Source organism: Luteimonas salinisoli (assembly GCF_013425525.1).
Taxonomy (GTDB): domain Bacteria; phylum Pseudomonadota; class Gammaproteobacteria; order Xanthomonadales; family Xanthomonadaceae; genus Luteimonas; species Luteimonas salinisoli.
Window position 1 is genome coordinate 119,146 of sequence record NZ_JACCKA010000091.1, and the last position, 26,390, is coordinate 145,535.

General features: G+C 70.3%; 25 protein-coding genes. 9 read left to right on the forward strand and 16 right to left on the reverse strand.

From position 1 onward, the window contains the following. Positions 1 to 101: 101 nt before the first annotated feature. The 3 genes from H0E84_RS17875 (at position 102) to htpG (ending at position 5,539) form a co-directional block, all read left to right on the forward strand. Positions 102 to 1,343 carry a diguanylate cyclase gene (locus H0E84_RS17875; RefSeq protein ID WP_425600505.1) on the forward strand — a complete coding sequence of 414 codons (1,242 nt, stop codon included), beginning with the start codon at positions 102 to 104 and terminating at the stop codon, positions 1,341 to 1,343. Positions 1,344 to 1,508: 165 nt separating this feature from the next. After that, the gene (locus H0E84_RS17880; protein ID WP_180680006.1) at positions 1,509 to 3,500 is read left to right on the forward strand and encodes an SLC13 family permease; all 1,992 of its coding nucleotides are present in this window, start codon (positions 1,509 to 1,511) and stop codon (positions 3,498 to 3,500) included. 152 nt (positions 3,501 to 3,652) lie between these two features. Then, positions 3,653 to 5,539, forward strand: a complete 1,887-nt coding sequence (gene htpG / locus H0E84_RS17885) for a molecular chaperone HtpG (RefSeq protein ID WP_180680007.1) — start codon at positions 3,653 to 3,655, stop codon at positions 5,537 to 5,539. A gap of 164 nt (positions 5,540 to 5,703) precedes the next feature. Here the strand turns inward: htpG and H0E84_RS17890 are convergent, their stop codons facing one another. From H0E84_RS17890 to H0E84_RS17910, 5 genes are all read right to left on the reverse strand, one after another. Then, entirely contained in the window at positions 5,704 to 6,474 is a 771-nt protein-coding gene (locus tag H0E84_RS17890; protein WP_180680008.1) for a MauE/DoxX family redox-associated membrane protein, read from the reverse strand. A 232-nt stretch (positions 6,475 to 6,706) separates the two neighbouring features. After that, entirely contained in the window at positions 6,707 to 7,501 is a 795-nt protein-coding gene (locus H0E84_RS17895) for an MOSC N-terminal beta barrel domain-containing protein (RefSeq protein ID WP_180680009.1), read from the reverse strand. Between the two features lie 189 nt (positions 7,502 to 7,690). Further along, positions 7,691 to 8,185 carry a transmembrane transport protein gene (locus H0E84_RS17900; RefSeq protein WP_180680010.1) on the reverse strand — a complete coding sequence of 165 codons (495 nt, stop codon included), beginning with the start codon at positions 8,183 to 8,185 and terminating at the stop codon, positions 7,691 to 7,693. Beyond that, complete coding sequence (locus H0E84_RS17905; protein ID WP_180680011.1) at positions 8,182 to 8,736, reverse strand: sigma-70 family RNA polymerase sigma factor; 555 nt, start codon at positions 8,734 to 8,736, stop codon at positions 8,182 to 8,184. Before H0E84_RS17905 ends, H0E84_RS17900 begins: the two co-directional genes overlap by 4 nt. Before the next feature lie 66 nt (positions 8,737 to 8,802). Beyond that, entirely contained in the window at positions 8,803 to 9,909 is a 1,107-nt protein-coding gene (locus tag H0E84_RS17910; RefSeq protein WP_180680012.1) for a prephenate dehydrogenase, read from the reverse strand. A gap of 303 nt (positions 9,910 to 10,212) precedes the next feature. On the opposite strand from H0E84_RS17910, the gene H0E84_RS17915 reads away from it, so the two are divergent. Further along, positions 10,213 to 10,773 (forward strand): DNA-3-methyladenine glycosylase, encoded by a 561-nt coding sequence (locus H0E84_RS17915; RefSeq protein ID WP_219339816.1) that lies wholly within the window; start codon positions 10,213 to 10,215, stop codon positions 10,771 to 10,773. Between the two features lie 66 nt (positions 10,774 to 10,839). On the opposite strand, the gene H0E84_RS17920 is transcribed toward H0E84_RS17915, so the two are convergent. After that, positions 10,840 to 11,208, reverse strand: a complete 369-nt coding sequence (locus tag H0E84_RS17920; protein WP_180680013.1) for a RidA family protein — start codon at positions 11,206 to 11,208, stop codon at positions 10,840 to 10,842. A gap of 182 nt (positions 11,209 to 11,390) precedes the next feature. Between H0E84_RS17920 and H0E84_RS17925 the strand changes: the two genes are divergently transcribed. The 3 genes from H0E84_RS17925 (at position 11,391) to H0E84_RS17935 (ending at position 13,117) form a co-directional block, all read left to right on the forward strand. After that, positions 11,391 to 11,822: an Lrp/AsnC family transcriptional regulator gene (locus tag H0E84_RS17925; RefSeq protein ID WP_180680014.1), complete on the forward strand. Its 432-nt coding sequence runs from the start codon at positions 11,391 to 11,393 to the stop codon at positions 11,820 to 11,822. Between the two features lie 116 nt (positions 11,823 to 11,938). After that, positions 11,939 to 12,316: an RcnB family protein gene (locus H0E84_RS17930; protein ID WP_180680015.1), complete on the forward strand. Its 378-nt coding sequence runs from the start codon at positions 11,939 to 11,941 to the stop codon at positions 12,314 to 12,316. Between the two features lie 243 nt (positions 12,317 to 12,559). Further along, complete coding sequence (locus H0E84_RS17935; RefSeq protein ID WP_180680016.1) at positions 12,560 to 13,117, forward strand: hypothetical protein; 558 nt, start codon at positions 12,560 to 12,562, stop codon at positions 13,115 to 13,117. Positions 13,118 to 13,147: 30 nt separating this feature from the next. Here H0E84_RS17935 and H0E84_RS17940 read toward each other — a convergent pair whose 3' ends face one another. From H0E84_RS17940 to H0E84_RS17950, 3 genes are all read right to left on the reverse strand, one after another. Then, positions 13,148 to 14,134, reverse strand: a complete 987-nt coding sequence (locus H0E84_RS17940; RefSeq protein WP_180680017.1) for an NAD-dependent epimerase/dehydratase family protein — start codon at positions 14,132 to 14,134, stop codon at positions 13,148 to 13,150. Positions 14,135 to 14,208: 74 nt separating this feature from the next. Next, entirely contained in the window at positions 14,209 to 14,718 is a 510-nt protein-coding gene (locus tag H0E84_RS17945; RefSeq protein WP_180680018.1) for a nuclear transport factor 2 family protein, read from the reverse strand. Then, on the reverse strand, positions 14,715 to 15,926 hold the full coding sequence (locus H0E84_RS17950; RefSeq protein ID WP_180680019.1) for a serine hydrolase domain-containing protein: 1,212 nt from the start codon (positions 15,924 to 15,926) through the stop codon (positions 14,715 to 14,717). Before H0E84_RS17950 ends, H0E84_RS17945 begins: the two co-directional genes overlap by 4 nt. 317 nt (positions 15,927 to 16,243) lie before the next feature. On the opposite strand from H0E84_RS17950, the gene H0E84_RS17955 reads away from it, so the two are divergent. After that, a complete protein-coding gene (locus H0E84_RS17955; protein WP_219339817.1) occupies positions 16,244 to 16,684 on the forward strand; it encodes an Lrp/AsnC family transcriptional regulator in 441 nt (146 codons plus the stop codon). Positions 16,685 to 16,741: 57 nt separating this feature from the next. Here the strand turns inward: H0E84_RS17955 and H0E84_RS17960 are convergent, their stop codons facing one another. Further along, positions 16,742 to 18,181 (reverse strand): MATE family efflux transporter, encoded by a 1,440-nt coding sequence (locus H0E84_RS17960; RefSeq protein WP_180680021.1) that lies wholly within the window; start codon positions 18,179 to 18,181, stop codon positions 16,742 to 16,744. 329 nt (positions 18,182 to 18,510) lie between these two features. On the opposite strand from H0E84_RS17960, the gene H0E84_RS17965 reads away from it, so the two are divergent. Further along, positions 18,511 to 19,134: a dihydrofolate reductase family protein gene (locus H0E84_RS17965; RefSeq protein WP_180680022.1), complete on the forward strand. Its 624-nt coding sequence runs from the start codon at positions 18,511 to 18,513 to the stop codon at positions 19,132 to 19,134. A gap of 66 nt (positions 19,135 to 19,200) precedes the next feature. Here the strand turns inward: H0E84_RS17965 and H0E84_RS17970 are convergent, their stop codons facing one another. The 6 genes from H0E84_RS17970 to H0E84_RS17995 all read right to left on the reverse strand — a co-directional run bounded on the left by H0E84_RS17970 (position 19,201) and on the right by H0E84_RS17995 (position 26,311). Further along, the gene (locus tag H0E84_RS17970) at positions 19,201 to 19,512 is read right to left on the reverse strand and encodes a hypothetical protein (protein WP_180680023.1); all 312 of its coding nucleotides are present in this window, start codon (positions 19,510 to 19,512) and stop codon (positions 19,201 to 19,203) included. A gap of 49 nt (positions 19,513 to 19,561) precedes the next feature. Then, on the reverse strand, positions 19,562 to 20,722 hold the full coding sequence (locus H0E84_RS17975; RefSeq protein ID WP_180680024.1) for an AAA family ATPase: 1,161 nt from the start codon (positions 20,720 to 20,722) through the stop codon (positions 19,562 to 19,564). A gap of 33 nt (positions 20,723 to 20,755) precedes the next feature. Continuing rightward, complete coding sequence (gene hutU, locus H0E84_RS17980) at positions 20,756 to 22,423, reverse strand: urocanate hydratase (RefSeq protein ID WP_180680025.1); 1,668 nt, start codon at positions 22,421 to 22,423, stop codon at positions 20,756 to 20,758. Between the two features lie 165 nt (positions 22,424 to 22,588). Further along, a complete protein-coding gene (locus H0E84_RS17985; protein WP_180680026.1) occupies positions 22,589 to 24,433 on the reverse strand; it encodes an SLC13 family permease in 1,845 nt (614 codons plus the stop codon). 212 nt (positions 24,434 to 24,645) lie between these two features. Continuing rightward, entirely contained in the window at positions 24,646 to 25,386 is a 741-nt protein-coding gene (gene trmB, locus H0E84_RS17990) for a tRNA (guanosine(46)-N7)-methyltransferase TrmB (RefSeq protein ID WP_180680027.1), read from the reverse strand. Positions 25,387 to 25,513: 127 nt separating this feature from the next. Continuing rightward, complete coding sequence (locus tag H0E84_RS17995; RefSeq protein WP_180680028.1) at positions 25,514 to 26,311, reverse strand: thiazole synthase; 798 nt, start codon at positions 26,309 to 26,311, stop codon at positions 25,514 to 25,516. Between the last annotated feature and the right edge of the window lie 79 nt (positions 26,312 to 26,390).

The window sequence follows — 26,390 nt, forward strand, 5'->3', positions numbered from 1 at the left end:
GCTGGCATCCTGGCTCCCGAGGGGTCCCCTTGCATCCCGTCATCCGCAGCGTCGCAACGAGAGATTCCCGGTCCGGACCGCGCGCCAACGCGATCCTGCTCGTGGACAACTCGCGTTCGTTCGCGCTGATGGTGGCCACCGCGGTCGGCGAGCGGCTGGACCTGCCGGTGACCGTGGTGGCGTCGCTGGCGGAGGCGCGGGAGGCCCTGGCCGAGACGGATCGCTATTTCCTGGTGCTGACCGGCCTGGTGCTGGCCGATGCCGAGCCGGGGGCGATCCTCGACTTCTTCGCCGCTGCCGGCGTGCCCACCGTGGTGGTCTCGGGAAACTACGACCAGGCCACCCGCGAGGAGATCCTGGCGCGCCCGGTGGTCGACTGCGTGCTCAAGAACACGCCGGGCAACATCGACTACCTGGTGTGGCTGGCGCAGCGCCTGGACCGCAACCGCCGCATCGGCGCGCTGGTGGTCGACGATTCGCCCTCTGCGCGGAAGCTGGCCGCCTCGCTGCTGCGCATGTACGGATTCCGCGTGGTCGAGGCGGGCACCGGCGAGGAGGCGCTGCGGGCGATCGCGGCGGACACCTCGGTGCGCCTGCTGATCAGCGACTACGAGCTGCCGGGCATCGACGGGCTGGAACTGATCCGGCGCCTGCGCGCGACCCATGCCCGCGACCGTCTGTCGATCATCGGCATCTCCGGGTCCGGATCGCCTTCGCTGCTGGCGCAGTTCCTCAAGCACGGCGCCAACGACTTCCTGCACAAGCCCTATTCGCGAGAGGAGTTCTTCTGCCGGGTCTCGCAGAACGTCGACAATCTCGATCTGATCGGCACCCTGCAGGACCTGGCCACGCGCGACTTCCTCACCGGCCTGCCCAACCGCCGCCACTTCTTCGACCGCGGCATGCAGATGTTCGAGGCCGAACGATGCGGGCTGGCCGCCGGGATGATCGACATCGACCATTTCAAGCACATCAACGACAGCTACGGCCACGACGCCGGCGACGTCGCCATCAAGGCGGTGGCCGATCGTGTGGCCCGGCACGCGCGCGTGCAGGACCTGCCTTCCCGCTTCGGCGGCGAGGAGTTCGCAGTGCTCGTCCCGGGGCTGAGCGGCGATGCCGCCCGCGCCCACTTCGAACGCCTGCGCGCCGACGTCGAGGCGATGGCGATTCCGCTGGGCGACGGCCGCAGCATCCGCCTGACCATCAGCATCGGCGTCTGCACCACCGGCGGCGACCTCTCGGCGATGCTCGCCGAGGCCGACCGACGCCTGTACCTGGCCAAGGCCGGCGGCCGCAACCGCGTCGAGCCGCGAGCCGGGGTGCTGACCGCGGTCGCCTGAGCACGGCGGTCCGGGGCGCCGTCCGCGGCAACGACCGGCTCCCGCGCGGCATCGCCCGGCGGGCGTGGCCATCCGCCGCCCTCGGCGTTGCCCGTCCCCCGGCCGCCTCAGCGCGCGGGCGCGAGTACGTTTAGGCTGTGCGGTCCTGTGCCGAGGACGCATGCGATGCGCCCAGACCAGATCCAGATCCTCGCCATCCTGGCGGCCACCGTCGGCCTGTTCCTGTGGGGGCGCTGGCGCCACGACATGGTGGCGGCGGCCGCACTGCTGGCCTGCGTGCTCGCAGGCCTGGTCCCGGCGGGGCAGGCGTTCGCCGGGTTCGGACACCCGGCGGTCGTCACCGTGGCCTGCGTGCTGGTGCTCAGTCGCGGCCTGCAGACGTCGGGCGCGGTCGACGCGCTGGCGCGCGCGGTGTTGCCGGCCGCGGCCGGCCCGATGCTGGCGATCGCCGCGCTTACCGGGCTCGGTGCGCTGCTCTCGGCATTCATGAACAACGTCGGTGCGCTGGCGCTGCTGATGCCGGTGGCGGTGCAGATCGCGCGCAAGCAGGAGCTCGCCCCCGGGCAGGTGCTGATGCCGCTGGCGTTCGGGTCGATCCTCGGCGGCATGACCACCCTGATCGGCACGCCGCCCAACCTGATCGTCTCGGGATTCCGCGACAGCGCCGGCGCCGGCGGCTTTTCGATGTTCGACTATGCGCCGGTCGGCGTCGTCGTGGCCGTCGCCGGCGTCCTGCTGATCGCGCTCGGCGGCTGGAAGCTGGTGCCGGTGCGCCGCAACGCCGCCGCCGAAGGGTTCGACACCGGGGCCTACCTCACCGAGGCGCGCGTGCCCGACGGCGCGAAGGCGGTCGGCAGGACCGTGCGCGAGATCGAGGCCGTGCTCGAGGAACACGACGCCCAGGTGGTCGGCATGGTGCAGGGCGAGTTCCGCGTCCATGCCCCCAATCCGATGCGCAGGGTGAGCGCCGGCGACATCCTCGTGATCGAGGCCGAGGCGGACTCGCTGGCCAACGCGCTGTCCAGCCTGGGGCTGCGGCTGGAGGAAGAACTGCGCGACGATGACCGGGAGGACGAATCGGCGCGGGACGGGGAGGTGGCGTCCGCGGACGACGCTTCCCGCGGGGCGGCTCCCGACGGAACCGGAACGCGCTCGGCCCGGACCGCGCACGAGCCCGGGTCGCGAGGCGACGGGGCGAACCAGGACGGTGCAGGCGAGGCCGGCAGCGAAGGCAACGGCGACGACGCGGCAGCGGAAAAGGACGCGAAGAAGGACGGCGACCGCACGCCCGCCAGTTCGGTGGTGTTGCAGGAGATCGCGGTGCTTCCGGGTTCGGCGCTGGCCGGGCGCTCGGCCAGCGACCTGGCGCTGCGCACCCACTACAGCATCAACCTGCTCGCGATCTCGCGTGAAGGCCAACGCTCGATGACCCGCCTGCGCTCGCAGCTCTTCCGCGAGGGCGACCTGCTGCTGCTCCAGGGCACGCCGGAATCGATCGGCGAGCTGGCCTCGACCTACGGCGGCGTGCCGCTGGCCGAACGCGCGCTGCGCATCCCAGACCGGCGCAAGGCGATCACCGCATCCGCGATCCTGGCGCTGTCGATCGGCGCCGCGGCCCTGGGGCTGGTGCCCGCCCCCGTCGCCTTCGCACTAGGCGTGCTCGCGTCGATGGTGCTGCGCACGGTTCCGCCGCGCGAGGTGTACAGCGCGATCGACTGGCCGGTGGTGGTGCTGCTGGCAGCGCTGATCCCGGTGGCGGGCGCGATGGAATCCACCGGCACCGCCGGCCTGATCGCCCGGTTCCTGTTCGACACCGTGGCCCAGGGACATGCGGTGGTCGGCCTGGCGCTGATCCTGGTGGTGACGATGACGCTCTCGGACCTGATGAACAACGCCGCCACCGCCGCGGTGATGTGCCCGATCGCGCTGGGCGCGGCCGGCGCGCTCGGGGTCAGCGCGGATCCGTTCCTGATGGCGGTGGCGGTGGGCGCGTCGTGCGCGTTCCTGACTCCGATCGGACACCAGAACAACACCCTCATCCTCGGCCCCGGCGGCTTCCGCTTCGGCGACTACTGGCGGCTCGGGCTGCCGGTGCAGCTGCTGGTGATCGCCGTGAGCATCCCGATGCTGCTGCTGGTGTGGCCGCTGCGGGGCTGAGCGCACACCCGCCAGGCACGCCCAGCGTTCCACGCCGACGGTCTGCCGCTGCCAGGCAACGTCCGGGTTCGTCCGGTGCGGCGGCCGGACTTGAATTCGCCGCCCGCGCACCCATCTTCCGGGCCTGACGCCAGCCCCGGACACGCCACGCCATGAGCCAAGTCGCCGCCGAGACCCGCAGCTTCGAAGCCGAGGTCGCCCAGGTCCTGCACCTGGTCACCCACTCGCTCTACTCGCACAAGGAGATCTTCCTGCGCGAGCTGATCTCCAACGCCTCCGACGCCTGCGACAAGCTGCGCTTCGAGGCCATCGCCGCCCCGGAGCTGCTGTCCGGCGATGGCGAGCTGCGCATCGAGGTGAGCTGGGACGCGGACGCGCGCACCGTGACCGTGCGCGACAACGGCATCGGCATGGGCCGCGACGAGGTGGTGGCGAACATCGGCACGATCGCCAGTTCGGGCACGCGCCGTTTCCTGGAGGCGATGAGCGGAGAACAGAAGGCCGACGCGCGCCTGATCGGGCAGTTCGGCGTGGGCTTCTATTCGGGCTTCGTGGTGGCCGACCGCGTCACCGTCCTCAGCCGCCGCGCCGGCGCCGCGGCGGAGGAGGGGGTGAAGTGGGAAAGCGACGGCCAGGGGCAGTACACCCTGGAGCCGGTCGAACTGCCCGCGCGCGGCACCACCGTGATCCTGCACCTCAAGCCCGACGAGGACGAGTTCCTCGCCGGCTGGAAGCTGCGTTCGCTGGTGCACCGCTATTCCGACCACGTCGCCTTCCCGATCCGCATGCCGAAGGATGCGGCGGACGAGGGCGGGGAGGCCGACGCGGAGCAGTGGGAGACCGTCAATTCCGCCTCGGCGCTGTGGACCAAGCCGCGCACCGAGATCTCCGACGAGGACTACCAGGGCTTCTACAAGGCGCTGGGCCACGACTTCAACGACGCCCTGGCCTGGACCCACAACCGCGTCGAGGGCAGCCAGAGCTTCACCACGCTGCTGTACCTGCCGGCGCAGCCGCCGTTCGACCTGATGATGGGCGGGCGCGACGAGCGCAAGGGCCTGAAGCTCTACATCAAGCGGGTGTTCGTGATGGACGCCGCCGAGGAACTGCTGCCCAGCTACCTGCGCTTCGTGCGCGGCGTGGTCGATGCCGACGACCTGCCGCTCAACGTCAGCCGCGAGCTGCTGCAGCAGAACCGCCAGCTCGACCGCATCCGCGGCGCCTGCGTCAAGCGCGTGCTCGATCTGGTCGAGAAGCTGGCCCGCGACGAGCCGGAGAAGTTCGCCGCGTTCCACAAGGCGTTCGGCAACACCCTCAAGGAGGGCATCGTCGAGGACGCAGGCAATCGGGAGCGCGTCGCGAAGCTGCTGCGCTTCGCCTCGACCAAGGGCGAGGGGGGCGCGCAGACGGTTTCTCTGGACGACTACATCGGCCGCATGGCGGTGGGCCAGGACACCATCTGGTACGTCACCGCCGACAGCCACGCCGCCGCTGCGGGCAGTCCGCAGCTGGAGGCGTTCCGGTCCAGGGACATCGAGGTGCTGCTGATGTCCGACCGCATCGACGAGTGGATGCTCGGCTCGCTGCGCGAGTACGCCGGCAAGAAGCTGCAGCACGTCGCCAAGGGCGAGCTGCCGCTCGACGCCGCCGACAGGGAGAAGCAGGACGAGGCCGCCAAGGCCGCCGAGCCCCTGCTGCAGAAGCTCAAGGGACTGCTCGGCGACCGGGTCGCCGACGTCAGGGTCTCCGCGCGCCTCACCGATTCGCCCTCGTGCCTGGCGCTGGCCGACCACGACATGGCGCCGCATTTCGTGCGCCTGCTGCGCGAGGCCGGACAGGAGGTCCCGGAGAGCAGGCCGACCCTCGAGATCAATCCGCAGCACGCCCTGGTCAAGCGCGTCGAGACCGAGACCGACGAAGCTAAATCCCAGGACCTGGCCAGCCTGCTGCTGGAGCAGGCCGAGATCGCCGCCGGCGCGCCGCTGGCCGACCCGGCGGCGTTCGTGCAGCGGATGAACCGGGTACTGCTGGGAAGCTAGCCGGGGGCGAAGACCGACGAGGGGCGGCGCTCCGGCGGCACGGTCTCCCGACCCCGGGCCGAAGGTGCTCGGGCACTAGCCGGCTCAGGCGGCCGCTCCCGCCTGCGGCTGCCCGCCCGACGCCCGGGCGCGCGCCGGAGCGGCCGCAGTCGCAGCGGCTACGTCTACGGCTCTGGGGCAACCATCCCCGACCCCTTGAGCAGCATCCACACCGCCATCGCCACCATCATCAGGTTCTCGGTGAGCGAGACGAAGCCCAGCGGGACCCGGCTGCCGCCGCCCACGCAGGCGCAGCGGATCTCGCGCCGGTCGACGTAGACCGCCTTGATCACCGACACCGTGCCCACGCTGCCGATGAACAGCGCCACCGGCGCCGCCAGCCAGAGCCCCGCACCGGCGAGCATCAGTACGCCTGCCAGGCCCTCGCCGTAAGGGTAGAGCCAGGCGTAGGGCACCCAGCGCCTGGCCAGCAGGTCGTAGTTGAGGAACATGCTGGAGAAGCTCTCGACATCCTGCAGCTTCAGCAGCGCCAGCGTGCACATGCTCAGAGCGACGAACCACTCCGCCGTGCGCACGGTCAGCGCTGCATCGAAGACGGCGTGGCCGAGCGCCAGCGCCATCAGCGCGGTCATCGCGAACAGGGCGGCTACCGGCCGGTAGCTGGTCGCATCCGGATCCTGCACGTGCAGCCCGAAATGCCGGCGCAGGTCCTCGTAGCCGCCGACCCGCCTGCCTTCGATGAACGCCTGCGGGGTGGTGTCGACGCCGTGTTCGGCCTGGAAACGGTCGGTCTCGGCGCGCGTGGTCAACCAGTGGTCGTCGACCTCGTAACCCTTGCGCTCGAGCAGGTACTTGGCCTTGAGCCCGTAGGGGCACAGGTGTCCGGGCATCACCATGCGATAAAGGCGGGCGCGCGGGCGCGCTTCGCGGCTCATGCGTCCTCCGGGGATTCGCTCGCGGAGGCCCCGTATACCGCGGCGGCGCGCGAGGGACCGTGACGGCCGCGCGCGCCGTACCGCCGCATGGGACACCGCCGGTAGGAGCGGGCCATGCCCGCGAAAGCCCACGCCGGTGCCGACGCCGGGAATCACCGCCGATCCCTCGGAGACCTCCGCCGCCCACCGCGCACTCCTGCGGCCGCGCCGCATGACCGCACCCCGCGTCGGGTCACGCCAGCACGGTCACCGCATCCGTCGTGTGGATGGTGCCCGTAGCGCGTGGAATCAGCAGTTGGCCGAAGGAGGCGCCCTTGTCGCCGCGCCGGTAGTCCAGCAGCGTGCGCAGCGGCTCGCCGTCGGCGTCGCGCTCGCCGCGATCCGGGTCGACCGTGGTGAAGACGCAGCGGATGCAGGGCTTGGCGATATCGAACTCGACGTCGCCGACGCGGATGCGGTGCCAGCCGTCCTCGGCGTGCGCCGGGACGCCGTCCACCACCAGGTTCGGACGGAAGCGCAGCATCGACACCGGTCGCGACAGCCGGGCGTTGAGCCCGTCCAGCGCGGCGCGCGAGACCAGCAGGACCGGCATCGAATCGGCGAAGCTCACCTCGTCGCCCGGCAAAGCGCCGCGATGAACGATGGGGCGTTCCGCGGCGGAATCCATGTGCACCAGGCGCGCAGGTTGCCCCAGGAAGCCGCTGAGCCATGCGTCCGCGACCGCGCCGGCGGCCCGCGCCGCCACTTCGTCCTTCCACACACCGACCCGCAGGGTCTCCCCCGACACCGGCCTCGGCACGCGCAGAGGCGACATGCCGGGCCCATCGAGGACGATGCCGTCCGGATCCGGCCGTGCCCGCAGCAGCGTCAGCCGCGGCAGCTTGCGGCCGGTGAGAAAGCGCCCTGCGCCGTCCACCGCCATCCAGCGGCGGTCGTGGCGCAGCCCGCGCGGCTCGACCTCGGCCGTTCCGGCATCGAAAGCGGCGCCGGACTTGACCGGATACAGATGGATGCTCGACAGGTACACGCGGACCCCGGACTGGAGGAAGTCGGGAGCAGGGTAACCCGCCCGCCGCGGGAGCTACGCCTCGGCGCGCCGATGGAGGGCGACCGTGCGGCCGGTCTCGGCAGCGATCCATCGCGATGCGGCTTTCGTCCCTACACGGCGACAGGGCCGCAGCTGGACGTCCAGCGTGTCGGCCGGAGGGAGGCGTGCTCAAGCCCGCCTGGGTTCGGGGTCCTGCTGCAGGGTCCGCAGCCGCGCCAACAGCTCGGCCCGATGGCGGTGCGCACGCACCAGCAGCGCCAGCGCCGCGACCAGCATGGCAGCGCCGAGCCCGGCGGAGAGCAGCAGCGCGGCGTTGCCGGTGGACAGCCCCAGGCCGAACGCTCCCGCGGTGAACAGCGTGGTGAACGCCACGCTCATCCGCCCGGCGACGATGCGATGGTTCGCCAGCAGCGGACGGCGGCTCGAGAGCACCCACAGCGCGTAGCACACCCATGCCAGGCCGACGGCGAGCAGCACCGCGAACGAAACGCCCGTGCGCGCGGGCAGGGCCCGTTCCGTGGCCAGCAACGAAGCCAACAGCACGCTCATCGCGAGCGCTCCGAGCAACAGCGCCACGTGGCCAACGCGCGAGCGCATCGACAGCGCCCGCGAGGTGATACGGTCGAGTTGCTCGATCCGGTCGCGGCATTCTGGATGTTTCATGGCGTCTCTCCTTGGAAAGTGCCGCGCAGCAGCGCGCGCGCACGGAACAGGCGGGATTTCACCGTCCCCACGGGCACCTGCAGCACCGCGGATACTTCGGACAGGGACAGTTCCTGGAGGTAGAACAACGTCAGCACGTCGCGCTCGACCACAGGCAGCCGCGCGAGGCCGAGTTCCACCTGTCGCGCGGTCTCGGAGCGTTCGACGCTGTCGTCCTCGAACGCCAGCTCCGCGACGTCGATATGCGGTTCCGGCGGCGCGGCATACTTCAGGCGCAACCGGTCCATCGCTGTGCGGTGTGCGATGCCGAACAGCCACGCGCGAAAGCGCGAGCAGTCGCGCAGGCGCCCGATGCCCTGGATCGCCTTCAGCCAGATGTCCTGGACCAGTTCGTCGCCGGCGTCGCGGGAACCGGCGATGCTCGCGGCGTAGCGATGCAGGGGGCCGGACCAGCGACGGATCAATACGTCGAAGGCGGCGTGCTCGCCCAGCTGGCAGCGGATCGCCAGGGCTTCGTCGATGCGTTCCTGCGGATGGGGCCGCTCGGCCACTGATCGGTTCCTGCTGTGGTGTTCCCCGGAGTAGTCGGTGCAGAGGCGAAAAGGTTCACGTCCTCGCTACAGCACCCGGCCGATCCCCTCGCGCTCGATCTGCGCGCCGACCTCCAGCAGCAGTTCCGGCGCGCACGTCGCCGCGAACCCGATCCGGAAATGCACCTCGCCCTCCGGGGTGCGCGCGGAATGGATCGACGACAGGCTGATGCCGAGCCGCTCGAATACGTGCAGCAGCCGCCGCAGCGCTCCCGGTTCGTCCAGGGGCAGGTGCACGCTGAGCGCCCGGACCTCCGCCAGGTCCGCCAGCAGCCAGCCGAGCCGCTGGAAGCCGTGGTTTCCTTCGCGCAGGGCCGCGGCGCCGAACGCCTCGCGATTGTCGAGCAGGAAGTGCTGCCGGAATCCGCTGCGCGCCTCGTCGCCGCCGCGATGCACCGCATCGCGCAGCCGCGCCAGCTCGCCGGCCAACGCGTCCAGCACGCCGGGGACGTGCGGGTTCTCGAACTGGATGTCCTCGTAGATCGCCGGGTTCAGCGAGAGGATGCGCGCCACCACCGCGGAATCCAGCTCGAACGAGGCGGAGCGGAACGGCATCAGCCCTTCCAGCCCGCCGAGCTGCGCAGCGTGCGTGCGCAGTACCCCGGCCTGGGCCAGATGGCTCGCGTGCACCATCGCCTGCACCAGCGCCATGACCCGGTCGTGGCGGTCGGGGTCGCTGCGCACGGACTGCGCTTCCAGCGCCGCCAGCAGCCTCTGCAGCCAGCCGCGCCAACGTTCCAGACGTACCTCGCAGACCACCAGTACCCGTCCCTTGAGGGTGGGCGCGGCCGGCGGCGCGGTCATCGGGTGCAGGCCGACGACTTCGGCACGCGAGCGCACCATCGCCGCCACCGGCGCCGCCTTGATGGACGTGACGTCGATCCACAGCTGGCGATGCTCGCGTCCGCCTGCGATGCGGACGTATTCGTCGATCGTCGCGGCGGTGCGGCGGATCGGCACCGAGAACACCAGCACGTCGCTGCGCTCCACCAGCGCTTCCGGGGCCAGGCCGGCCGGATCGGCCGGATCCGAGCCGAGGACTTCGGACCCCATCCGCTTGGCGAAGAATGCCTGCAGCCAGCGCCCGTAGGCGCCCGCGCTGCCGACGATGCCGATCACGGGCGGGGAGGACATGGCGGTGCTCGTGGGCGGTGGAGCTGCATTGTAGGCAGGGGCCCCGTCCGCTTGCCCCCTGCCGGGCTGCCGTTCACTCCGTACGCGCCCCGTATCGGTAGAGTTGCGGCATGCCTCGCCAAGTCATCCAAGGGCCTCGCATGCACCGGCCTGACGCGGCCCTGCCTGGCGCGACGGCGACGCCGGTTGCAGGCGTCGGCGCCCGGGCCGCCGTCCGGGCGTCGGCGGACGCCGGAAACGGCGCAGCCGCCTGCGACGACGGTTCCCGCCACGGGCGGCGGCACCGGTGGGTGCTGCGCGGCCTTGGGTCCTGAGTTCGGGCGCGGACTGCCCCGCGCCTTCTTCGACCGCGACGTGCTGGAAGTCGCCCCCGAGTTGGTCCACCGGGTCTTCGCCGTGGCCGACGGACGCGCAGGCCGCATCGTCGAAGTCGAGGCCTACCGCGGTGCCGACGACCCGGCCGCCCATTCCTTCCGTGGCAGGACCGCGCGCAATGCCACCATGTTCGGCCCGCCCGGCCACCTCTACGTCTACCTCAGCTACGGGCTGCACTGGTGCTGCAACGCCACCTGCGGCAACGGCGCCGGCGTGCTGATCCGCGCGGTGCGGCCGCTCGCCGGCATCGAAGCGATGCGCGCGGCGCGCGGCCGGCCGCGGCGCGAGATCGACCTGGCCAACGGCCCCGGCAAGGTGGGCCAGGCGTTCGGCATCGATAGAGGACACGACGGCGAGGACCTCGTCGCCGGCAGCCGGGTGGCCATCCTCGACGACGGCCACCGCGACACGCGGCCGCTGCTGGTGACGCCGCGGATCGGCATCAGCAAGGCGGCCGACTTCCCCTGGCGGTGGGTCGCGCCGGACTGACGCCCGATCCGCACCGGGGCGCTCGGGGCGGTCGCCGACGGCCCGTCGGGCGACGACAGGCGGCGTTCATGCCGCCGCCACCGCTTCGATCTCCAGCAGCCAGGCGGCGTCGTAGATGCCTGCGATCACGATGGTCAGCGCCGGCGAGCAGTCGCCAAGCACCTGCTGGCGCAGTCCGGCGCTTTGCGCGATCAGGTCCCGGCTGGACAGGAAGATCGTGACCTTGACCAGGTTGTCGAAGCCCATGCCCGCAGCCGCGAGTTGCGCCTCGACGTTGGCCCAGGCAAGGCGGTACTGCTCGGGATAGCCGGCGGGTACCTTGCCCGAGGCGTCGGCCGGCACCTGGCCGCTGACGAATAGCAGCCGCGAGAATCCCGTTACTTCGCAGGCCTGGGCGTACGCGTTACCGGTCGGTTGCTGCGGTCTGATGCGCATGTCGGATCCTCGTGTGGCGGACGGCTGCAGGGAGGTGGCGGCCGCGGCCGCGATGAGCTGGCAGAATTGGCGGCGCTGCATGGCTGATGCCTACCCCTGGCCAGGCTCCATGCTGACACCCCGCCTCCGCTGCGGGTCCCGTCATTTTTCCGGAACGCCCCGACAAATGGACGGACGCCGACTTGGATGACATCGATCGCCGCCTGCTCGCGCTGCTGCGCGAGGATGACAGCCGACCGCTGAAGACCCTCGCCGCCGCGGTCTCGCTGTCTCGCAGCAGTGTGCGCGACCGCATCGCGCGCATGCAGGCCGATGGCACCATCCGCCGTTACACGGTCGAACTCGCGCCGCCGGCGGGCGCGCTGCACGCCATCCTGCTGGTGCGGCTGCAGCAAACCCCCGACGCCCAGGTGGTGGCGGCGGTCACCGCCGCCGCCGAAGTCGAGCGTTGCTATTCGCTGGCGGGCGAGGTCGACCTGCTGGTGGAACTGGCCGGCCAGGACACCGCCACCGTCAACCGCGCCCGCGATCGCATCGCGGCGCTGCCGGGCGTCGCCAGCGTGGTGACCGCGCTGGTGCTTAGCCGCGACAAGGCGCCGGAAGCGGCGCGCTGAGCCACTGCGGCCGCGGCTGAACCGTTGCGTAGGATTCAGCCCCGCGTCCCGGCCCGTTCACTGCGTCGGCCGTAGGCTCGGCCCACTCGATTCATCCGAATCCGAAGGAGGCCCCGATGAACAATCGAATCCTGACCGCATCGCTCGTCGCTCTCGCGCTTGCGTCTTCGCCGGTGCTGGCCGGCAAGAACAAGGGACACGAACGGGAAGGTCACGGCGGTCCGCCGGCTCATGCCCAGGCCCATCGCGACAACCCGCCGAAGGCGCACGGCCGCCACGACAACGGCCGACACCTCGGCTGGCAGAAGCAGGCCTGGAAGCGCGGCGACCGGATCCCGCTGGAGCACCTGGAGCCGGCGTACTACATCGACGACTACCGTGCCTACCGGCTGGACAGCCCGCCGCCGGGTCATCGCTGGGTGCGTCCGGACGCGGATCGCTACCTGTTGGTGGAAGCGGCGACCGGGTTGATCGTGGAGGCGCTCGGTTACTGAGCAGCGTCGGCAGCGATCGATCCCAGCGCGCACGAGGCCCCGTCCATCGGGGCCTCGTGCATTTTCGGAGCAAGGCAGCCGCGTGCCGGGGTAGCCGATCCGACCGGGATCGGCGACGATCCGTCTCCGGCCGCCTTTGGAGTCGCCTCGCTTGGAACGCCTCGTCTCCCGGGCCGTGTCCGCACCCGCCTGTCGCCACCGTCTGGTGCGTCGCGGTGAGCACAACCGTCGCCGGAGCGCTCCGTGAAGCCAACGCGTAGCGCCGACCCGGCAGCGAGGCCCGCACGCCGCCGCGAGGCGATTGCGATATCCGGGCCCGGTCTCGGCAAGGACGCGCTCGGCCGCTTCGCCTACCCGTTCTTCATGTTCCACATGCTGCTGTTCGGACTGTCGGGCTTCTATATGGCCTATGCCGACAGCGGGCCGGGCATCGGGTTCGTCTATGCCCACGGCGGCATCGCCATCGTGGTCTACATGGTGTTCTATCTCGCGCTGTTCGGGCTGGACCAGGTCAAGTGGATGCTGATCAACGCCGGTCTCGGCATCCTCGGCATCTACGCCCAGGTCGGCTGGATCCTGGCGCGCTTCGGCAGGCAGATCGGCGACTACGCCTGGTACGTGCATGTCGTGCCGTTCCTCTACTACATCCTCTACATGTTCCTGCTTCGGCAGTTCCTCCTGGACGTCACCGGGTCGCGGCACGATGCCCGGCGGCGGGCATGGGTGGAGTCCGGCTACGTGGTCGTGTCGCTGCTGTTGTACGCCACGCTGCTCTGGCGGACCACCGGCGCAGCACGGTGATCGGGCGGGGCCGCATCGGTGCAGCCGTGCTCAAGGGTCCACGGGATAGAGCCCGTCGGCGTAGGCGCCGGCGTGATATCCCTTGGCGCCGATGTCCTGCGCCAGCGGGCTGCGCGGATCCTGGCCGGCTTCCAGGCACGCCAGCACGTGGGCGAAGTCGTAGCGCGGCCGCCAGCCGAGGCGGTCCCGGGCCAACGCATTGACGTAGACCCGATCGATGCCGGGGAACATGCTCCAGCCGTGCCGCGCATACACGGCGTGGTAGCCGGGAAAGTAGCTGGCCACGACGGCGGGCGCGTCGCGACGCAGCTCCGCCAGGTCGTCGCGGACGAAGGGCGTGGTCGCGCTGAGGATGTAGCGGCCGAAGCCGATGTCCGGTGCACGCTCGACCGCCAGCAGGTGCGCATCCACCAGGTCCTGCACGTCGGCGCGCCGGTACAGGAACTCATTGGCCTTGAGGTTGCCGTCGGCGTAGGCGCCGCGCTTGCCGGCATCGTCGTCCGCTTCCGGGAAGAAACGCGAGGTGCGCAGTACCAGGCAGGGCAGGCCATGGTTGCGGTGGAACAGCCGGCACAGGTCCTCGGCGGCGGTCTTGGTCGCCCCATAGATGTTCTTGGCTACCGGCACCACGTCCTCCGTGATCCAGGCCGCGGGCTCGCCGTCGCCAGGCACCAGCGCATCGCCGAATGCGCTGGTGGTGCTGGTGAAGACGAAGGCCTGGACCCCCTGCGCGACTGCCGCTTCCAGCAGATTGAGCGTGCCGGCAACGTTGGTGTCGACGAAATCCTGGCGGGAATGCGTGGCGACGTGCGGCTTGTGCAGGGTGGCCGCATGCAGCACCGCTCGCACGCCCGCCATGGCCCGGTCCACGAACGCGCGATCCGCGATCGAGCCCACCAGGCCGGTATGCGGGGAGGCGACGCGGTCCAGGCCGACGGCATCTCGGCCCTGCGCGCGCAGCGTGCGCATCAGGGCTTCACCCAGGTGTCCGGCGCTGCCGGTGACGAGAACGGTCATGTGCGACTGGGAGTGCGAAGTGGGGGGTGCCGTCACGCAAGGCCAATGGCAGGCCGGAGTGCAGGTGGTCGTGCCTACGGAGTCCGGTGATCGTAGCTGAGGGCGCGCACGATCTTCCAGCCGGACTCTCCGTGCTCCCATACGTGCACGAACCTGGCGATCTCGACCAGCCGTTCCTCGTCGCCCTCCTCGGTGAGGTAGAAGCGATGCGAACCCTCCTGGATCGCGCCATGGCCGGGCACCGGGTACACCTTCAGGCTGCCTTCCACCACTTCGCGGCGAAGCGTCACCCGGCTGTTGGCGCAGCGTTCGCGGGCCATCCGCTCCATGCCGCTGCGGCCTTTCGTCAGGCCTCCCTTGTCGTGGTAGAACTCGACGTCCTCGTCCACCATCGCCATGTGCCCGTCCACGTCGCAGGCGTTGAACGCCGCGAAGAATTCCGCATCCAGCGCGTTGATGCGCTGGGCGAGGGCCTCGTCTCGGATCGCGGCGCCCTCGTCCGCCCGTACGAGCGCCGGGGGTGCCAGCACCGCAGCAATGGCCAGCCCCAGGCGAAGCATCGTTGGATATCCGGTGGCCTTCATCGTGTCTCCCTGGTTGGATTGATCGCATGTCCGGGACCCGGTGCGATGGGCGCCGGGGAAGCAGGATCCGGCGCACCCAGCGCGGCCGTCGCCAGCCGGCGCGCGATCAGGTCGACGCTGCCATCGCCGCGCCCGGTGGCGTTGCGCACCACGGCGACGGTGATCTCGCCCTCGGGCAGGTACAGCAGCATCGAGACGAAGCCGAGGATGCCGCCGCTGTGCTCGTACATCGGCAGCCCCTCCAGGGTCGATGCACGGATGCCGAAACCATAGCGATGCCCGGCATCGGCGGCCGGCCCTTCGGGGGCGACCATCCGCCGGTAGCTCTCCGCGGACAGCACCCGGCCGCCGTGCAATGCGCGATTCCAGCGCCAGAGGTCGTCCACGGTCGACAGCAGCGCGCCGGCCGCATGGGGTTGAGTCATGTCCAGGGGGCGTGCCGGCGACACCGTTCCGTCGTCCTCGATGCGATAACCGGCCGCGTGCCCCGGCACCACGCTGCGGGTGGCGCCGCCCCGGGTGCGTTCCAGGCCGAAACGCTCGAACAGTTCGCTCTTCAACCAGTCGTCCCAGGCCTGGCCGGTCACCTTCTCGATCACCGCACCGACCAGCACGTAGCCGGAATCGTTGTAGGCGTAGCCCTGGCCCGGGCCGAAATCGACGGGATGGTCGCCGAACACGGCGACCAGGGACGCGGTATCGATCTCCCGGTGGATCGATTCGTCCATGTGGCTGGGAATGCGGGTATAGCTGCGGACTCCGGACGTATGGTTGAGCAGCTGGGCGAGCGTGATCCGGTGCCCGCCGGGAAACTCCGGCAGGTATGCCGAGAGCGGATCGTCCAGCTTCACCTTGCCCTGGTCGACCAGCCTGAGCAGGCCCGCCGCGCTGAACTGCTTGGTGATCGATGCGATCCGGACCACGTGCCCGGCCTGCAGCGGGACGCCCAACTCCACGCTGGCCATGCCCCGCGCATCTCGGAACAGCACCTGGTCTCCGCGCGCAACGAGGACCGCGATGCCGGGGCCGGAGACGTCTTCGACGTGCTGCTCCAGCAGCCGGGCCGCTTCCGCGGCTACCTGGGCGGAGGCCTCCGAGGCGCCCGCATGCAACGGCGGCACGGGGCCGGCCACGGTGAACGCGAGCAGGGCACCGAGAACCCCGCGGATCGCGCGGGAAGGAGCGGTGGACAGGCACGGACGGCGCATGGTGTTTCCCGACGGTGAGCCGTGGCCGAGGATCCGGCCGGCGACGCGGTCATGGTACTTGCGTCGCGGCGTCGTTTTGCGGCCGAGCGCCGGCCATCGGCGCCGCGATGCGGCGATCCGCGCCTCGACGTGGTGGCGTCCTGCACCGGCAGCAGGTATGCCATTTGGCCCGTGGACGATCCGTTCCCACGTGCCAGCATTGCGGCAGTTCACTCGATGGCCGCTCCATGCATGCAGGGAACGCCCGCACCGTCCTGCAACCATCCACGCCTCGCCGTGGCGCGGCGCTCGCCGGCGTACGTGGACATCCGAGGCACGTGCTGGATGCCTTCGATCGCAGGATCCTGGACATCTACCGGGCCGACACCCGCCTGGCGGCCGAGGCGATCGGCGAGGCCGTCGGCCTGTCGGCGACGGCGGTGCAGCGCCGGCTCAAGCGCATGCGCGAATGCGGCGTCATCCAAGCGGAGGTTGCGCTGGTATCGCCAGCCGCGCTCGGGCTGGGGACGACCTGCATCGTCGGCGTGGACCTGGAACGCGAGGGGCCCGAGGCGCTCGACCGCTTTCGGGCGAGGATGGCGCGGTGCAGCCAGGTCGTGCAGTGCTACTACGTCACCGGCGCGAGCGACTTCGTGCTGATCGTGCAGGTCGAGGACATGGACGCCTTCGTCGATTTCACCCGCGAGTGGCTGACGCCGGACGACAACGTGCTCGCCTTCACCACGCAGGTGGTCATGGACCGGGCGGCAGCCGGATAGCGGCGGCGGCACAACCGCGATCGTGCGTGCGCCCGGTCGGCGCTGCGGCTGGCGAGCCTACACCTGCATGGTCTTCCACTTCCCGCGCGAGAACAGCCACAGGGTGAACAGGCCCACGGTGGTCTCGGAGACGAACACCGCCCAGAACACGCCGGTGTGCTGCCAGTCCAGGGTGATCGCCAGCCAGTACGACAGCGGGATCTGGATCAGCCAGAAGAACACCAGGTTGATCTTGGTGGGGGTGACCGTGTCGCCGGCGCCGTTGAAGGCCTGCACCGCCACCATCCACCAGCCGTAGACGAAATAGGAATACGACAGGATCAGCAGCCAGCTGCCGCCGATCTCGATCACGGTGGGGTCGTCGGTGAACACGGCGATCAGCCGGTCGTGGAACAGGAAGAACACCACCGACACCGCCACGGTGAAGACCATGTTGTACCAGCCGATCCGCCACACCGAGGCCTCGGCGCGCTCAGGCTGGCCGGCGCCGAGGTTCTGCCCCACCAGCGTGGCCGCGGCGTTGGACATGCCCCAGGCCGGCATCAGCGTGAACATCATGATCCGGATCGCGATCGTCGCGCCGGCGACCGCCTCGCTGCCGATGCTGGCCAGGATCCGCATCAGGAAGATCCACGAGGTCATCGCCACGATCATCTGGCCCACCCCGCCCAGCGAGGTGCGCACGATGTTGAACAGCACCGCACCGCGCCACACCAGGTGCGCGCCGGTCACCCGGATGTGCTTGCCGCCGCGGAACAGGATCCACAGCTGCATCAGCACGCCGGCGCCGCGGCCGATGTTGGTGGCGATGGCGGCGCCCTCGATGCCCATCGCCGGGATCGGGCCGAATCCGAAGATCAGGATCGGGTCCAGCACGATGTTCAGGCCGTTGGCCACCCACAGCACGCGCATGGCGATGGCGGCGTCGCCGGCACCGCGGTAGATCGCGTTGATCACGAACAGCAGCATGATCACCGCGTTGCCGCCGAGCATCCACTGCATATAGCGGTAGCCGTGCTGCAGGGTCCAGTCGTCGGCGCCCATCACCCGCAGCAGATCCTGGGCGTAGAGGATGCCGACCAGGGCGAACGGCACCGACACCAGCATCGCGAGCAGGATGGCCTGCACGGCGGTGATCGCGGCTTCCTCGGGTTTGTGCTCGCCGATGCGCCGGGCGATCACGGCGGTCACGGCCATCGCCAGGCCCATCGCGATCGAGTACAGCAGGAACAGGTAGCTTTCGGTCAGGCCCACGGTGGCCACCGCGGACGAGCCCAGCTTGCCGACGAAGTAGATGTCCACCACCGCGAAGGTGGACTCGAGCACCAGTTCCAGCACCATCGGGACGGCGAGCAGGAACACCGCCTTGCGCATCGGGATCTTGGTGTAGTCGGCGCCGGTGCCGCGGATCGCGTCGCGCAGGGCCGCCCAGACCGAGCCCTTCGGCGGAGGCGGGGCGGCGACGGCTTCGGCGGTCTGGGTCGGTTCGGTGCTCATGGAGGCGACTCGCTGGAGATAGGGAAGACCCGGGCGGACCTGCCGCCATGGCGGCATCGAGGCGACGGACGGGGACCCCGGGAATCGACACGGCGTGTCGCGATCGGCGCCACGGGCCCGTGCGGACACGAAGCCGGCGAAACTACCAGCCCCGTTGCCGCGGTTCCAGGCCGGAAGTCACCTGCAAATGTGCGCAGGTCGGCAACTCGGCCATTTGGCGCTCCAGCCGGCACGTCGATCGATGTCGAATCGCGCCCCTCCGGGCCGTCGCCACCACAGGATACGGGCGAGGGCCCGATCGATACCAACCACAGCAAGGGAGCAGACCAATGCGCAAACTCATCGTTGCCGCTTTCACCAGCCTCGACGGCGTCATGCAGGCGCCGGGCGGGCCCGAAGAGGACACCGACGGCGGTTTCGCCCACGGCGGCTGGCTGGTTCCCCATGTCGACGAGGCGTTCGGCACGGCCATGGACGAGCTGTTCTCGCGCCCGTTCGAGCTGCTGCTCGGGCGGCGGACCTACGACATCTTCGCGGCGCACTGGCCGCGCGTGCCGGCCGACGCGGAAGACGCAGGTATGGCTGCGTTGTTCAACGGCGTGACCAAGCACGTCGCCACACACCGCCCCGCCACCCTGGCGTGGCAGAACAGCCGGGGGCTGGGCGAGGACGTCGTCGCGGCGGTGCGCGAGTTGAAGCGGCAGGACGGCGCGGACCTGCTGACCCAGGGCAGCAGCGAGCTGGTCCAGCGACTGCTCGCCACCGACATGGTCGACGAGCTGCGCCTGCTGGTGTTTCCGGTGCTGCTCGGCAAGGGCAAGCGGTTGTTCCCGGACGCGGGCCAGGCAGCCGCCTTTCGCCTGGACGAGTCCGTCGCATCGCCGAACGGCATCCTCATCTCGCGCTACCTGCGCCAAGGCGAGGTGCGGACCGGGTCGTTTGCGCTGGAGTGATTTCGGCCCGACCGGCGCCGGTCGTGGTGCCGGTGAGGCCGAAGCGCCGATGAGCCCCGGTCTTCGTCAGGGGAGTTTGAACCTGCGCGTCGCGCGCAGCGGCCACAGCGAGGTGAACTCCGCGCCTCCGACCAGGCGGTAGGCGGCGGAAACGCCGTGCGTCACCCCGAGCCGCTCCAGAACGGCCTTTGCGCGACGGAACGAATGGCGGGGGTCGGCCGTGAGCATGAAGAGGTTGATCTCCTTCGGGCCGACGTCGTGCCCCTCCTGCTCGGCGGTATCGCCGAGCGCCTGGTTCAGTTCCTGCTCGATCGTGGCGAGAAACGCTTCGTCCGGCAGCGAGGGACGCCAGAACTTGATGACCAGCTGATAGTCCATGACCCGATTGTAGGCCGCCACCGCAACGTGCGCGCCAGGTAGACAGCATCTACCGCTCCGGCCAGTGCCAGGCCGGAGCGTCCAGCATGCCCTGGTCCTCGATCGAGGTCCGGCTGTCCCGTTTGACCAGCCGGACCGAATTGCAGTCGGGTGTCTGCTCCAGCGCGGCGATCAACCGGCTGGCGTGCGACACCACCCATACCTGGGTGCGCTGCGATGCCTGGGCGATCAGGCGGGCGAGCGCCGCCAGCAGGTCGGGGTGCAGGCTGGTTTCCGGTTCGTTGAGCACCATCAGCGGCGGCGGCCGCGGGGTGAGCAGGGCGGCGATCCACAGCAGGTAGCGCAGGGTGCCGTCGGAGAGTTCTGCGGCCGACAGCGGCCGCAGCAGCCCGTGCTGGCCGAACTGGAGCGAGAAGCGACCGCCCTCGACGAGGACTTCGACGTGGGCGCCAGGAAAGGCATCGGCCACGGCGGCGTCCAAGGCCGTCGGATCGCCGATCTCGCGGATCGTTGCCCAGGCCGCGGCGAGGTCGTGGCCGTCGTGGCTGAGTACCGGCGTGCGCGTGCCCGGTTGCGGCAGCCGCGCCGGCGCGTCGGCATCGGCGCGGAAGTGGTCGTAGAAGCGCCAGCCGCGGATCGTCTCGCGCAGCTGCAGCACCTCCGGGGCGTTGCGCGGATCGGAAAGCTGGGCGAACAGGCTCTCGAACGCGCCGAGGTGCTCGCCGGCGACCCGCCAGCCCCGGCCGTCCCTAACCCGCGCCAGCGGCCCGCGACGGTCGACCAGCAGATTACCCTGGCGCAGGAACGGGCCGCTCCAGATCGCCTCGCGTTTGACCTCCGGGTCGCGCGAGAACAGCGACTGCGAGGGCGTCGGCAGCCCCAGGTCGATGGCATAGCCGAAGTCGTCGCCGGCGAAGCCCAGTTTGAGCGAGACCGGCTTCTGGCGCTGGCTTCCCTCGACCGGCGCCTCGCCCCGCCGCATGCGGCCGCTGAGCGTTTCGGGGCCGGCCCACAGCGTGGACGCCAGGCCTCCCTCGCGCGCCAGTGCCGGGACCACGCCGCCCTGGGCGGTCTCGGCAAGCAGGCGCAGCGCGCGGTACAGGCTCGACTTGCCGCTACCGTTGGCGCCGGTGACCAGATTCAGCCGCCCCATCGGGACGACGAGCTCGTGCAGAGAACGGTAGTGGGCGACGGCAAGGGTGGCGAGCATGGGTTCCTGACATCTTCCGGCAAGTTGGTGCCGCTATGCCATCGGCAGCTTCAGTCCCTGCTCCAGGGCGCACTGCTTCGCGGTGTCGTAGCCGGCATCCGCATGCCGCATCACTCCCGTGCCCGGGTCATTCCACAGCACTCTGGCGATGCGCCGGTCGGCCTCGGCGGTGCCGTCGCAGACGATCACCACGCCGCTGTGCTGGCTGTAGCCCATGCCCACGCCGCCGCCGTGGTGCAGGCTCACCCACGTGGCGCCGCCGGCGACGTTGAGCATGGCGTTGAGCAACGGCCAGTCGCTGACCGCGTCGCTGCCGTCCTGCATCGCTTCGGTTTCGCGATTGGGCGAGGCGACGCTGCCGCTGTCCAGATGGTCGCGGCCGATGACTACCGGCGCCTTCAGCTCGCCGGTGCGGACCATCTCGTTGAACGCCAGGCCCAGCCGGTGGCGCTGGCCCAGGCCCACCCAGCAGATGCGCGCGGGCAGGCCCTGGAAGTCGATGCGCTCGCGTGCCATGTCGAGCCAGTTGTGCAGCGGAGCGTCCTCGGGGATCAGTTCCTTGACCTTGGCGTCGGTCCTGTAGATGTCCTCCGGGTCGCCCGAGAGGGCGACCCAGCGGAACGGGCCGATGCCGCGGCAGAACAGCGGGCGCACGTAGGCGGGCACGAAGCCCGGGAAATCGAAGGCGTTCGCGCAACCCTCGTCCTTGGCCATCTGGCGGATGTTGTTGCCGTAGTCGAAGGTCGGCACGCCCTGCCGGTGGAACGCGAGCATCGCCTCGACGTGGGCGCGCATGGATCGCTTGGCCTCGTCGCGTACCCGCTCCGGGTTCGCCTGCTGTTCGGCGAGCCACTGCTCGACGGTCCAGCCGATCGGCAGGTAGCCGTGGATCGGGTCGTGGGCGCTGGTCTGGTCGGTGACGGCGTCGGGGCGGACGCCGCGGCGGACCAGTTCCGGCAGCACCTCGGCGGCGTTGCCGAGCAGCGCGATCGACCTGGCCTGACCCGCCTTCGTGTACTTCTCGATACGGGCGAGGGCATCGTCGAGGTCGCTCGCCTGCTCATCGACGTAGCGAGTCTTCAGGCGGAAGTCGATGCGGCTCTGCTGACACTCGATGTTGAGGCTGCAGGCGCCGGCTAGGCTGGCGGCCAGGGGTTGGGCACCGCCCATGCCGCCGAGGCCGGCGGTGAGGATCCATCTGCCGGCGAGATTGCCGCCGTAGTGCTGGCGGCCCATCTCGACGAAGGTCTCGTAGGTGCCCTGGACGATGCCCTGGCTGCCGATATAGATCCAGCTGCCGGCGGTCATCTGGCCGTACATCATCAGGCCCTTGCGGTCCAGCTCGTGGAAGTGCTCCCAGTCGGCCCAGGCCGGTACCAGGTTGGAGTTGGCGATCAGCACGCGCGGCGCATCGGGGTGGGTGGGGAAGACGCCGACCGGCTTGCCGGACTGCACCAGCAGGGTCTCGTCGTCGCCGAGGGTCCTGAGCGTCTCCAAGATCCTGTCGAAGCAGTCCCAGTCGCGCGCGGCGCGGCCGATGCCGCCGTAGACGACCAGGTCCTCCGGGCGCTCGGCCACTTCCGGATCCAGGTTGTTCTGGAGCATGCGGAACGGGGCTTCGGTCAGCCAGGACCTGCAGCTGAGCTGGCTGCCGCGCGGGGCGCGGATGCGGCGGGAGGGGTCGTGGCGGGGGTCGGACATCGGGGCCTCCGGTGCGGGAGTCTGGAGATGCGGGGCGCTGTCGTCGACGGGCGCGGATGCGGGATTATCGCATCGGCCTTCCGGCATCGGCGGCTGCGACCGCGACCGGCGGGCGATTGGCGATTGGCGATCCATGCCCCTGCGGGGGCGAGGGCCGCGCGGCGCTCAGAACAGCAGGTTGACCATCGCCACCACGACCAGGGTGTAGACCAGCGAAAGCGGCAGGCCGACGCGCCAGAGGTCGCGGGGCTGGTAGCCCGCGGGGCCGGTGATCATCGACAGTACCGGGTTGGACTGGGTCATGAAATTGTTGGAGGCCGCCAGCGCCACGATCAGGGCGAAGGCAGTGGGGTCGCCGCCGGCGGCCAGGGCCAGGTTGATGGCCAGCGGCACCACCACGATGGTGGCGCCGACGTGGCTGATCACCAGCGAAAAGGCGGTGGTCAGGAACGCCACGGCGATCTCGATCGCCCAGATCGGCAGGCCGGCCGGTAGCTGTTCGATGGTATGCCCGGCCACCCAGGCGGCGGCGCCGCTGGAGTCCATGGCCCAGCCCAGCGGGATCAGGCAGGCCATCAGGAACACGGTCTTCCAGTTGATGGCGCTGTAGGCCTCGTCCATCTTCAGCACGCCGAACACCAGCATGCCGACCACGCCGGTCATCAGCGCGATCGAGGTGGGAATGCGCGAGGACAGGGCGATCAGGATCGTCACCGCGAAGATCGCCATGGCGATCTTGAACTTGTGCGGGCGCTGCTCGCCTTTCGGGTAGTCGGTCACCATCACCAGGTCGCGCCTGGCGGTTCCCGTCAGCGCCTGCCAGAAGCTGTGCAGCACCAGCATGTCGCCGGCGCGCAGCGCAACGTCGCGCACGTTGTCGCGGATGACCTCCTCGTCCTTGCCGCGGTTGATCGCCAGCAGGCGGATGCCGTGCTGGCGCCGCAGCTGCAGTTCGTTGGCGGTCTTGCCGATGAACTGCGAGGTCGGCGGCACCACCGCCTCGGAGATGCCGGCGCGGGCGGGGTTGAACAGGTCGCCGAAGGTGCGCAGCCGGGTGCTCAAGCGCAGGAACTGGTTCTGCGCGAAATCCGCCACCTGCTGGCGCGTACCCATGGCGCCGATCACGCTGCCCACCCAGATGCGCGAGTCGGCGGCCGGCGCCAGCTTGGCCTCGCTGTCGGCTTTCAGCGCCAGCAGCACCGGTGCGTTGTGCAGGGTCTCGGCCTCGCCGAAGGTCATGCCCACGAGCGGGCTGTCGGCGGTAACGGTGAGCTCGAACACGTCGCCGTCGATGCCGTAGGCGCGGGCGAAGTAGCTCTGGGTGCGGGCGGGGGTGACGCCGCCGTCGTCGTCGCCGTCCCGCAGCTGGCGGTTGCCGAAGAAGTGGAAGTAGGCCAGCACCATCGCCAACAGCGCCAGGCCGATGGGCAGCGGCGCGAACATGTTCAGCGGCTCCAGCGTGGCCACGCCCGAGGGCAGGTTGGCGTTGGCCGCCACCAGCAGGTCGTTGAGCAGGATCAGCGGCGAGCTGCCGACCATGGTCAGGGTGCCGCCCACCACGATCGCCGCGCCGATCGGCAGCAGCAGCCGCGACAGGGTGATGCCGGTGCGCGAGGCCAGCCGCGAGGCCACCGGCAGGTACAGCGCCATCACCGACGGGTTCTGCATGAAGGACGAGTTGAGACCGGCCACCGCCGAGGTGAGCAGGAACAGCCGCTGCTCCACGCCGTGCGCGCGCCGCAGCAGCCAGCCGGCCAGGCGGTTGAGCGCGCCGGTGCGGTCCAGGCCCATGCCGAGGATCATCGTGGCGATCACGCTGATCACGGCGTTGGAGGAGAAGCCGTTGAACACGTCTTCCGACGCCACCTGCCCGGACAGCCCCAGCAGCACCAGCACCACCAGCGCCACCAGATCGGCGCGCACGCGCTGGAACACGAACAGCAGCATCGTCAGGCTCACCAGGGCCAGGACGATCTTCATGTCCGTGGTAAGCGCGAGTGCGGTGTCCATGGGGCCGGGGTTCGTGATTGGTGATTCGTGGTTGGGAAAGGCGGGCTGCAGGCGTCGGACCGTCAGCCGGTGGCCCCCGGATCGTCATCCGGAAGGCCAGGATCCGTTTCGCGATGCCGGGAAATCCAGGTGGATGGCCAGCCTTCGCCTGTCGTGCGGCGCTTCCGGCCCTACGGGTGCTTCAAGAAACTGCCGCTTTTTCGGCTCAGCAATCACGAATCACCAATCACCCGGTCGTACAACAGATCCCAGACCCCATGGCCCAGGCGCTGGCCGCGCGTCTCGAAGTGGGTCTGCGGGCGCCAGGGAGGCCGCGGCACGTGGCCGCGCGGGCCGGCGCTGTTGCGGAGACCGGCGGTGGCGTCTAGCACGTCCCACATCTGCTCGGCATAGTCCTGCCAATCGGTGGCGAGGTGCAAGCGCCCGCCTGCGGCCAGCTTGCGCACCAGCAGGTCGGCGAACGCCGGCTGCACCAGGCGGCGCTTGTTGTGGCGCTTCTTGTGCCAGGGATCGGGGAAGTAGATGCGGATCTCGTCGAGCGAGGCGTCGGCGATCTCGTGCTCGAGCACTTCGACGGCGTCGTGATGGTAGACGCGCACGTGGTCGCTGCCGTCCTCCGCCAGGGCGTTCAGCAGCCGGCCCACGCCGGGGGCGTGGACCTCGATGCCGATGTAGTCGCGGTCCGGGTCGTGGCTGGCGGCATGGCGCAGGGCCTCGCCGTTGCCGAAGCCGATCTCGAGCACGCGCGGCGCGCGACGGCCGAATGCGGCGTCGAGATCGCGCGGGACGGGCTGCACGGCGGGCGAGCGGTGGTCGAGGCCGAAGCGCGGCCAGAGCTGCTCGAACGCGCGCTGCTGCGCCTCGCTGAAGCGGCCCTGGCGCAGCACGAAGCTGCGCACCCGGCGCCGGCCGGGCTCGACGGTGAAGGGCTTGTCGCGGCCCGCCTCGCTCATGCCCCCGCCCGCCCCCGTAGAGCGGAGCTTGCTCCGCTACGGGGGCTCCGGAGCCGCCAGCAGCGGAGCAAGCTCCGCTCTACGGGAGGGGGGCGACGGCGACGGGGATTGATGCGGCGCATCGCCATCAGCCGATCAGACCATCCACCGGGCTGGAGGCGCTGGCGTAGCGCTTGCGGGGGATGCGGCCGGCGAGGAACGCGTCGCGGCCGGCCTCGACCGCCAGCTTCATCGCCCGCGCCATCCGCACCGGGTCCTTGGCGCCGGCGATGGCGGTGTTCATCAGCACGCCATCGCAGCCGAGTTCCATCGCGATCGCGGCGTCGGAGGCGGTACCGACGCCGGCGTCGACCAGCACCGGCACCTTGGCGTTCTCGATGATCTCGAGCAGGTTGTACTTGTTCTGGATGCCGAGGCCGGAACCGATCGGCGCCGCCAGCGGCATCACCGCCACGCAGCCGATCTCCTCCAGGCGCCGCGCCAGGATCGGGTCGTCGCTGGTGTAGACCATCACCTCGAACCCGTCGGCGACCAGCTGCTCGGCCGCCTTCAGGGTCTGGACCACGTCCGGGAACAGCGTCTTCGGGTCGCCCAGCACCTCGAGCTTGGTCAGGTTGTGGCCGTCGAGCAGTTCGCGCGCCAGCCGGCAGGTGCGCACCGCGTCCTCGGCGGTGTAGCAGCCGGCGGTATTGGGCAGGATGGTGTAGCGGTCCGGCGGCAGCACGTCCAGCAGATTGGGCTCGTCCGGGTTCTGGCCGATGTTGGTGCGGCGGATCGCCACGGTGACGATCTGGGCGCCGGCGGCCGTGGTGGCGCGGGCGGTCTCGTCGAGATCCCTGAATTTGCCGGTGCCGGTGAGCAGGCGCGACTGGTAGCGCTTGCCGGCGATGACCAGCGGGTCATCGGAAGGTGTGAAAGCGGTCATCGCGCAATTATTGCGCAGATGGACCGGCTTGCGGCGGCGCCGTTCGCGCGGGGTTCATTGCCGGTGGACCGCCGCCGAA

Coding starts and splice junctions, on each gene's coding strand:
- hutU (WP_180680025.1), bottom strand. CDS start 22,423: ATGTCCGACCCCCGCCACGACCCCTCCCGCCGCATCCGCGCCCCGCGC.
- H0E84_RS17975 (WP_180680024.1), bottom strand. CDS start 20,722: ATGCTCGCCACCCTTGCCGTCGCCCACTACCGTTCTCTGCACGAGCTC.
- H0E84_RS17995 (WP_180680028.1), bottom strand. CDS start 26,311: ATGACCGCTTTCACACCTTCCGATGACCCGCTGGTCATCGCCGGCAAG.
- H0E84_RS17945 (WP_180680018.1), bottom strand. CDS start 14,718: ATGAAGGCCACCGGATATCCAACGATGCTTCGCCTGGGGCTGGCCATT.
- H0E84_RS17920 (WP_180680013.1), bottom strand. CDS start 11,208: ATGCGCATCAGACCGCAGCAACCGACCGGTAACGCGTACGCCCAGGCC.
- H0E84_RS17970 (WP_180680023.1), bottom strand. CDS start 19,512: ATGGACTATCAGCTGGTCATCAAGTTCTGGCGTCCCTCGCTGCCGGAC.
- H0E84_RS17950 (WP_180680019.1), bottom strand. CDS start 15,926: ATGCGCCGTCCGTGCCTGTCCACCGCTCCTTCCCGCGCGATCCGCGGG.
- H0E84_RS17890 (WP_180680008.1), bottom strand. CDS start 6,474: ATGAGCCGCGAAGCGCGCCCGCGCGCCCGCCTTTATCGCATGGTGATG.
- H0E84_RS17940 (WP_180680017.1), bottom strand. CDS start 14,134: ATGACCGTTCTCGTCACCGGCAGCGCCGGACACCTGGGTGAAGCCCTG.
- trmB (WP_180680027.1), bottom strand. CDS start 25,386: ATGAGCGAGGCGGGCCGCGACAAGCCCTTCACCGTCGAGCCCGGCCGG.
- H0E84_RS17880 (WP_180680006.1), top strand. CDS start 1,509: ATGCGCCCAGACCAGATCCAGATCCTCGCCATCCTGGCGGCCACCGTC.
- H0E84_RS17900 (WP_180680010.1), bottom strand. CDS start 8,185: ATGAAACATCCAGAATGCCGCGACCGGATCGAGCAACTCGACCGTATC.
- H0E84_RS17985 (WP_180680026.1), bottom strand. CDS start 24,433: ATGGACACCGCACTCGCGCTTACCACGGACATGAAGATCGTCCTGGCC.
- H0E84_RS17960 (WP_180680021.1), bottom strand. CDS start 18,181: ATGAGCACCGAACCGACCCAGACCGCCGAAGCCGTCGCCGCCCCGCCT.
- H0E84_RS17930 (WP_180680015.1), top strand. CDS start 11,939: ATGAACAATCGAATCCTGACCGCATCGCTCGTCGCTCTCGCGCTTGCG.
- htpG (WP_180680007.1), top strand. CDS start 3,653: ATGAGCCAAGTCGCCGCCGAGACCCGCAGCTTCGAAGCCGAGGTCGCC.
- H0E84_RS17965 (WP_180680022.1), top strand. CDS start 18,511: ATGCGCAAACTCATCGTTGCCGCTTTCACCAGCCTCGACGGCGTCATG.
- H0E84_RS17910 (WP_180680012.1), bottom strand. CDS start 9,909: ATGTCCTCCCCGCCCGTGATCGGCATCGTCGGCAGCGCGGGCGCCTAC.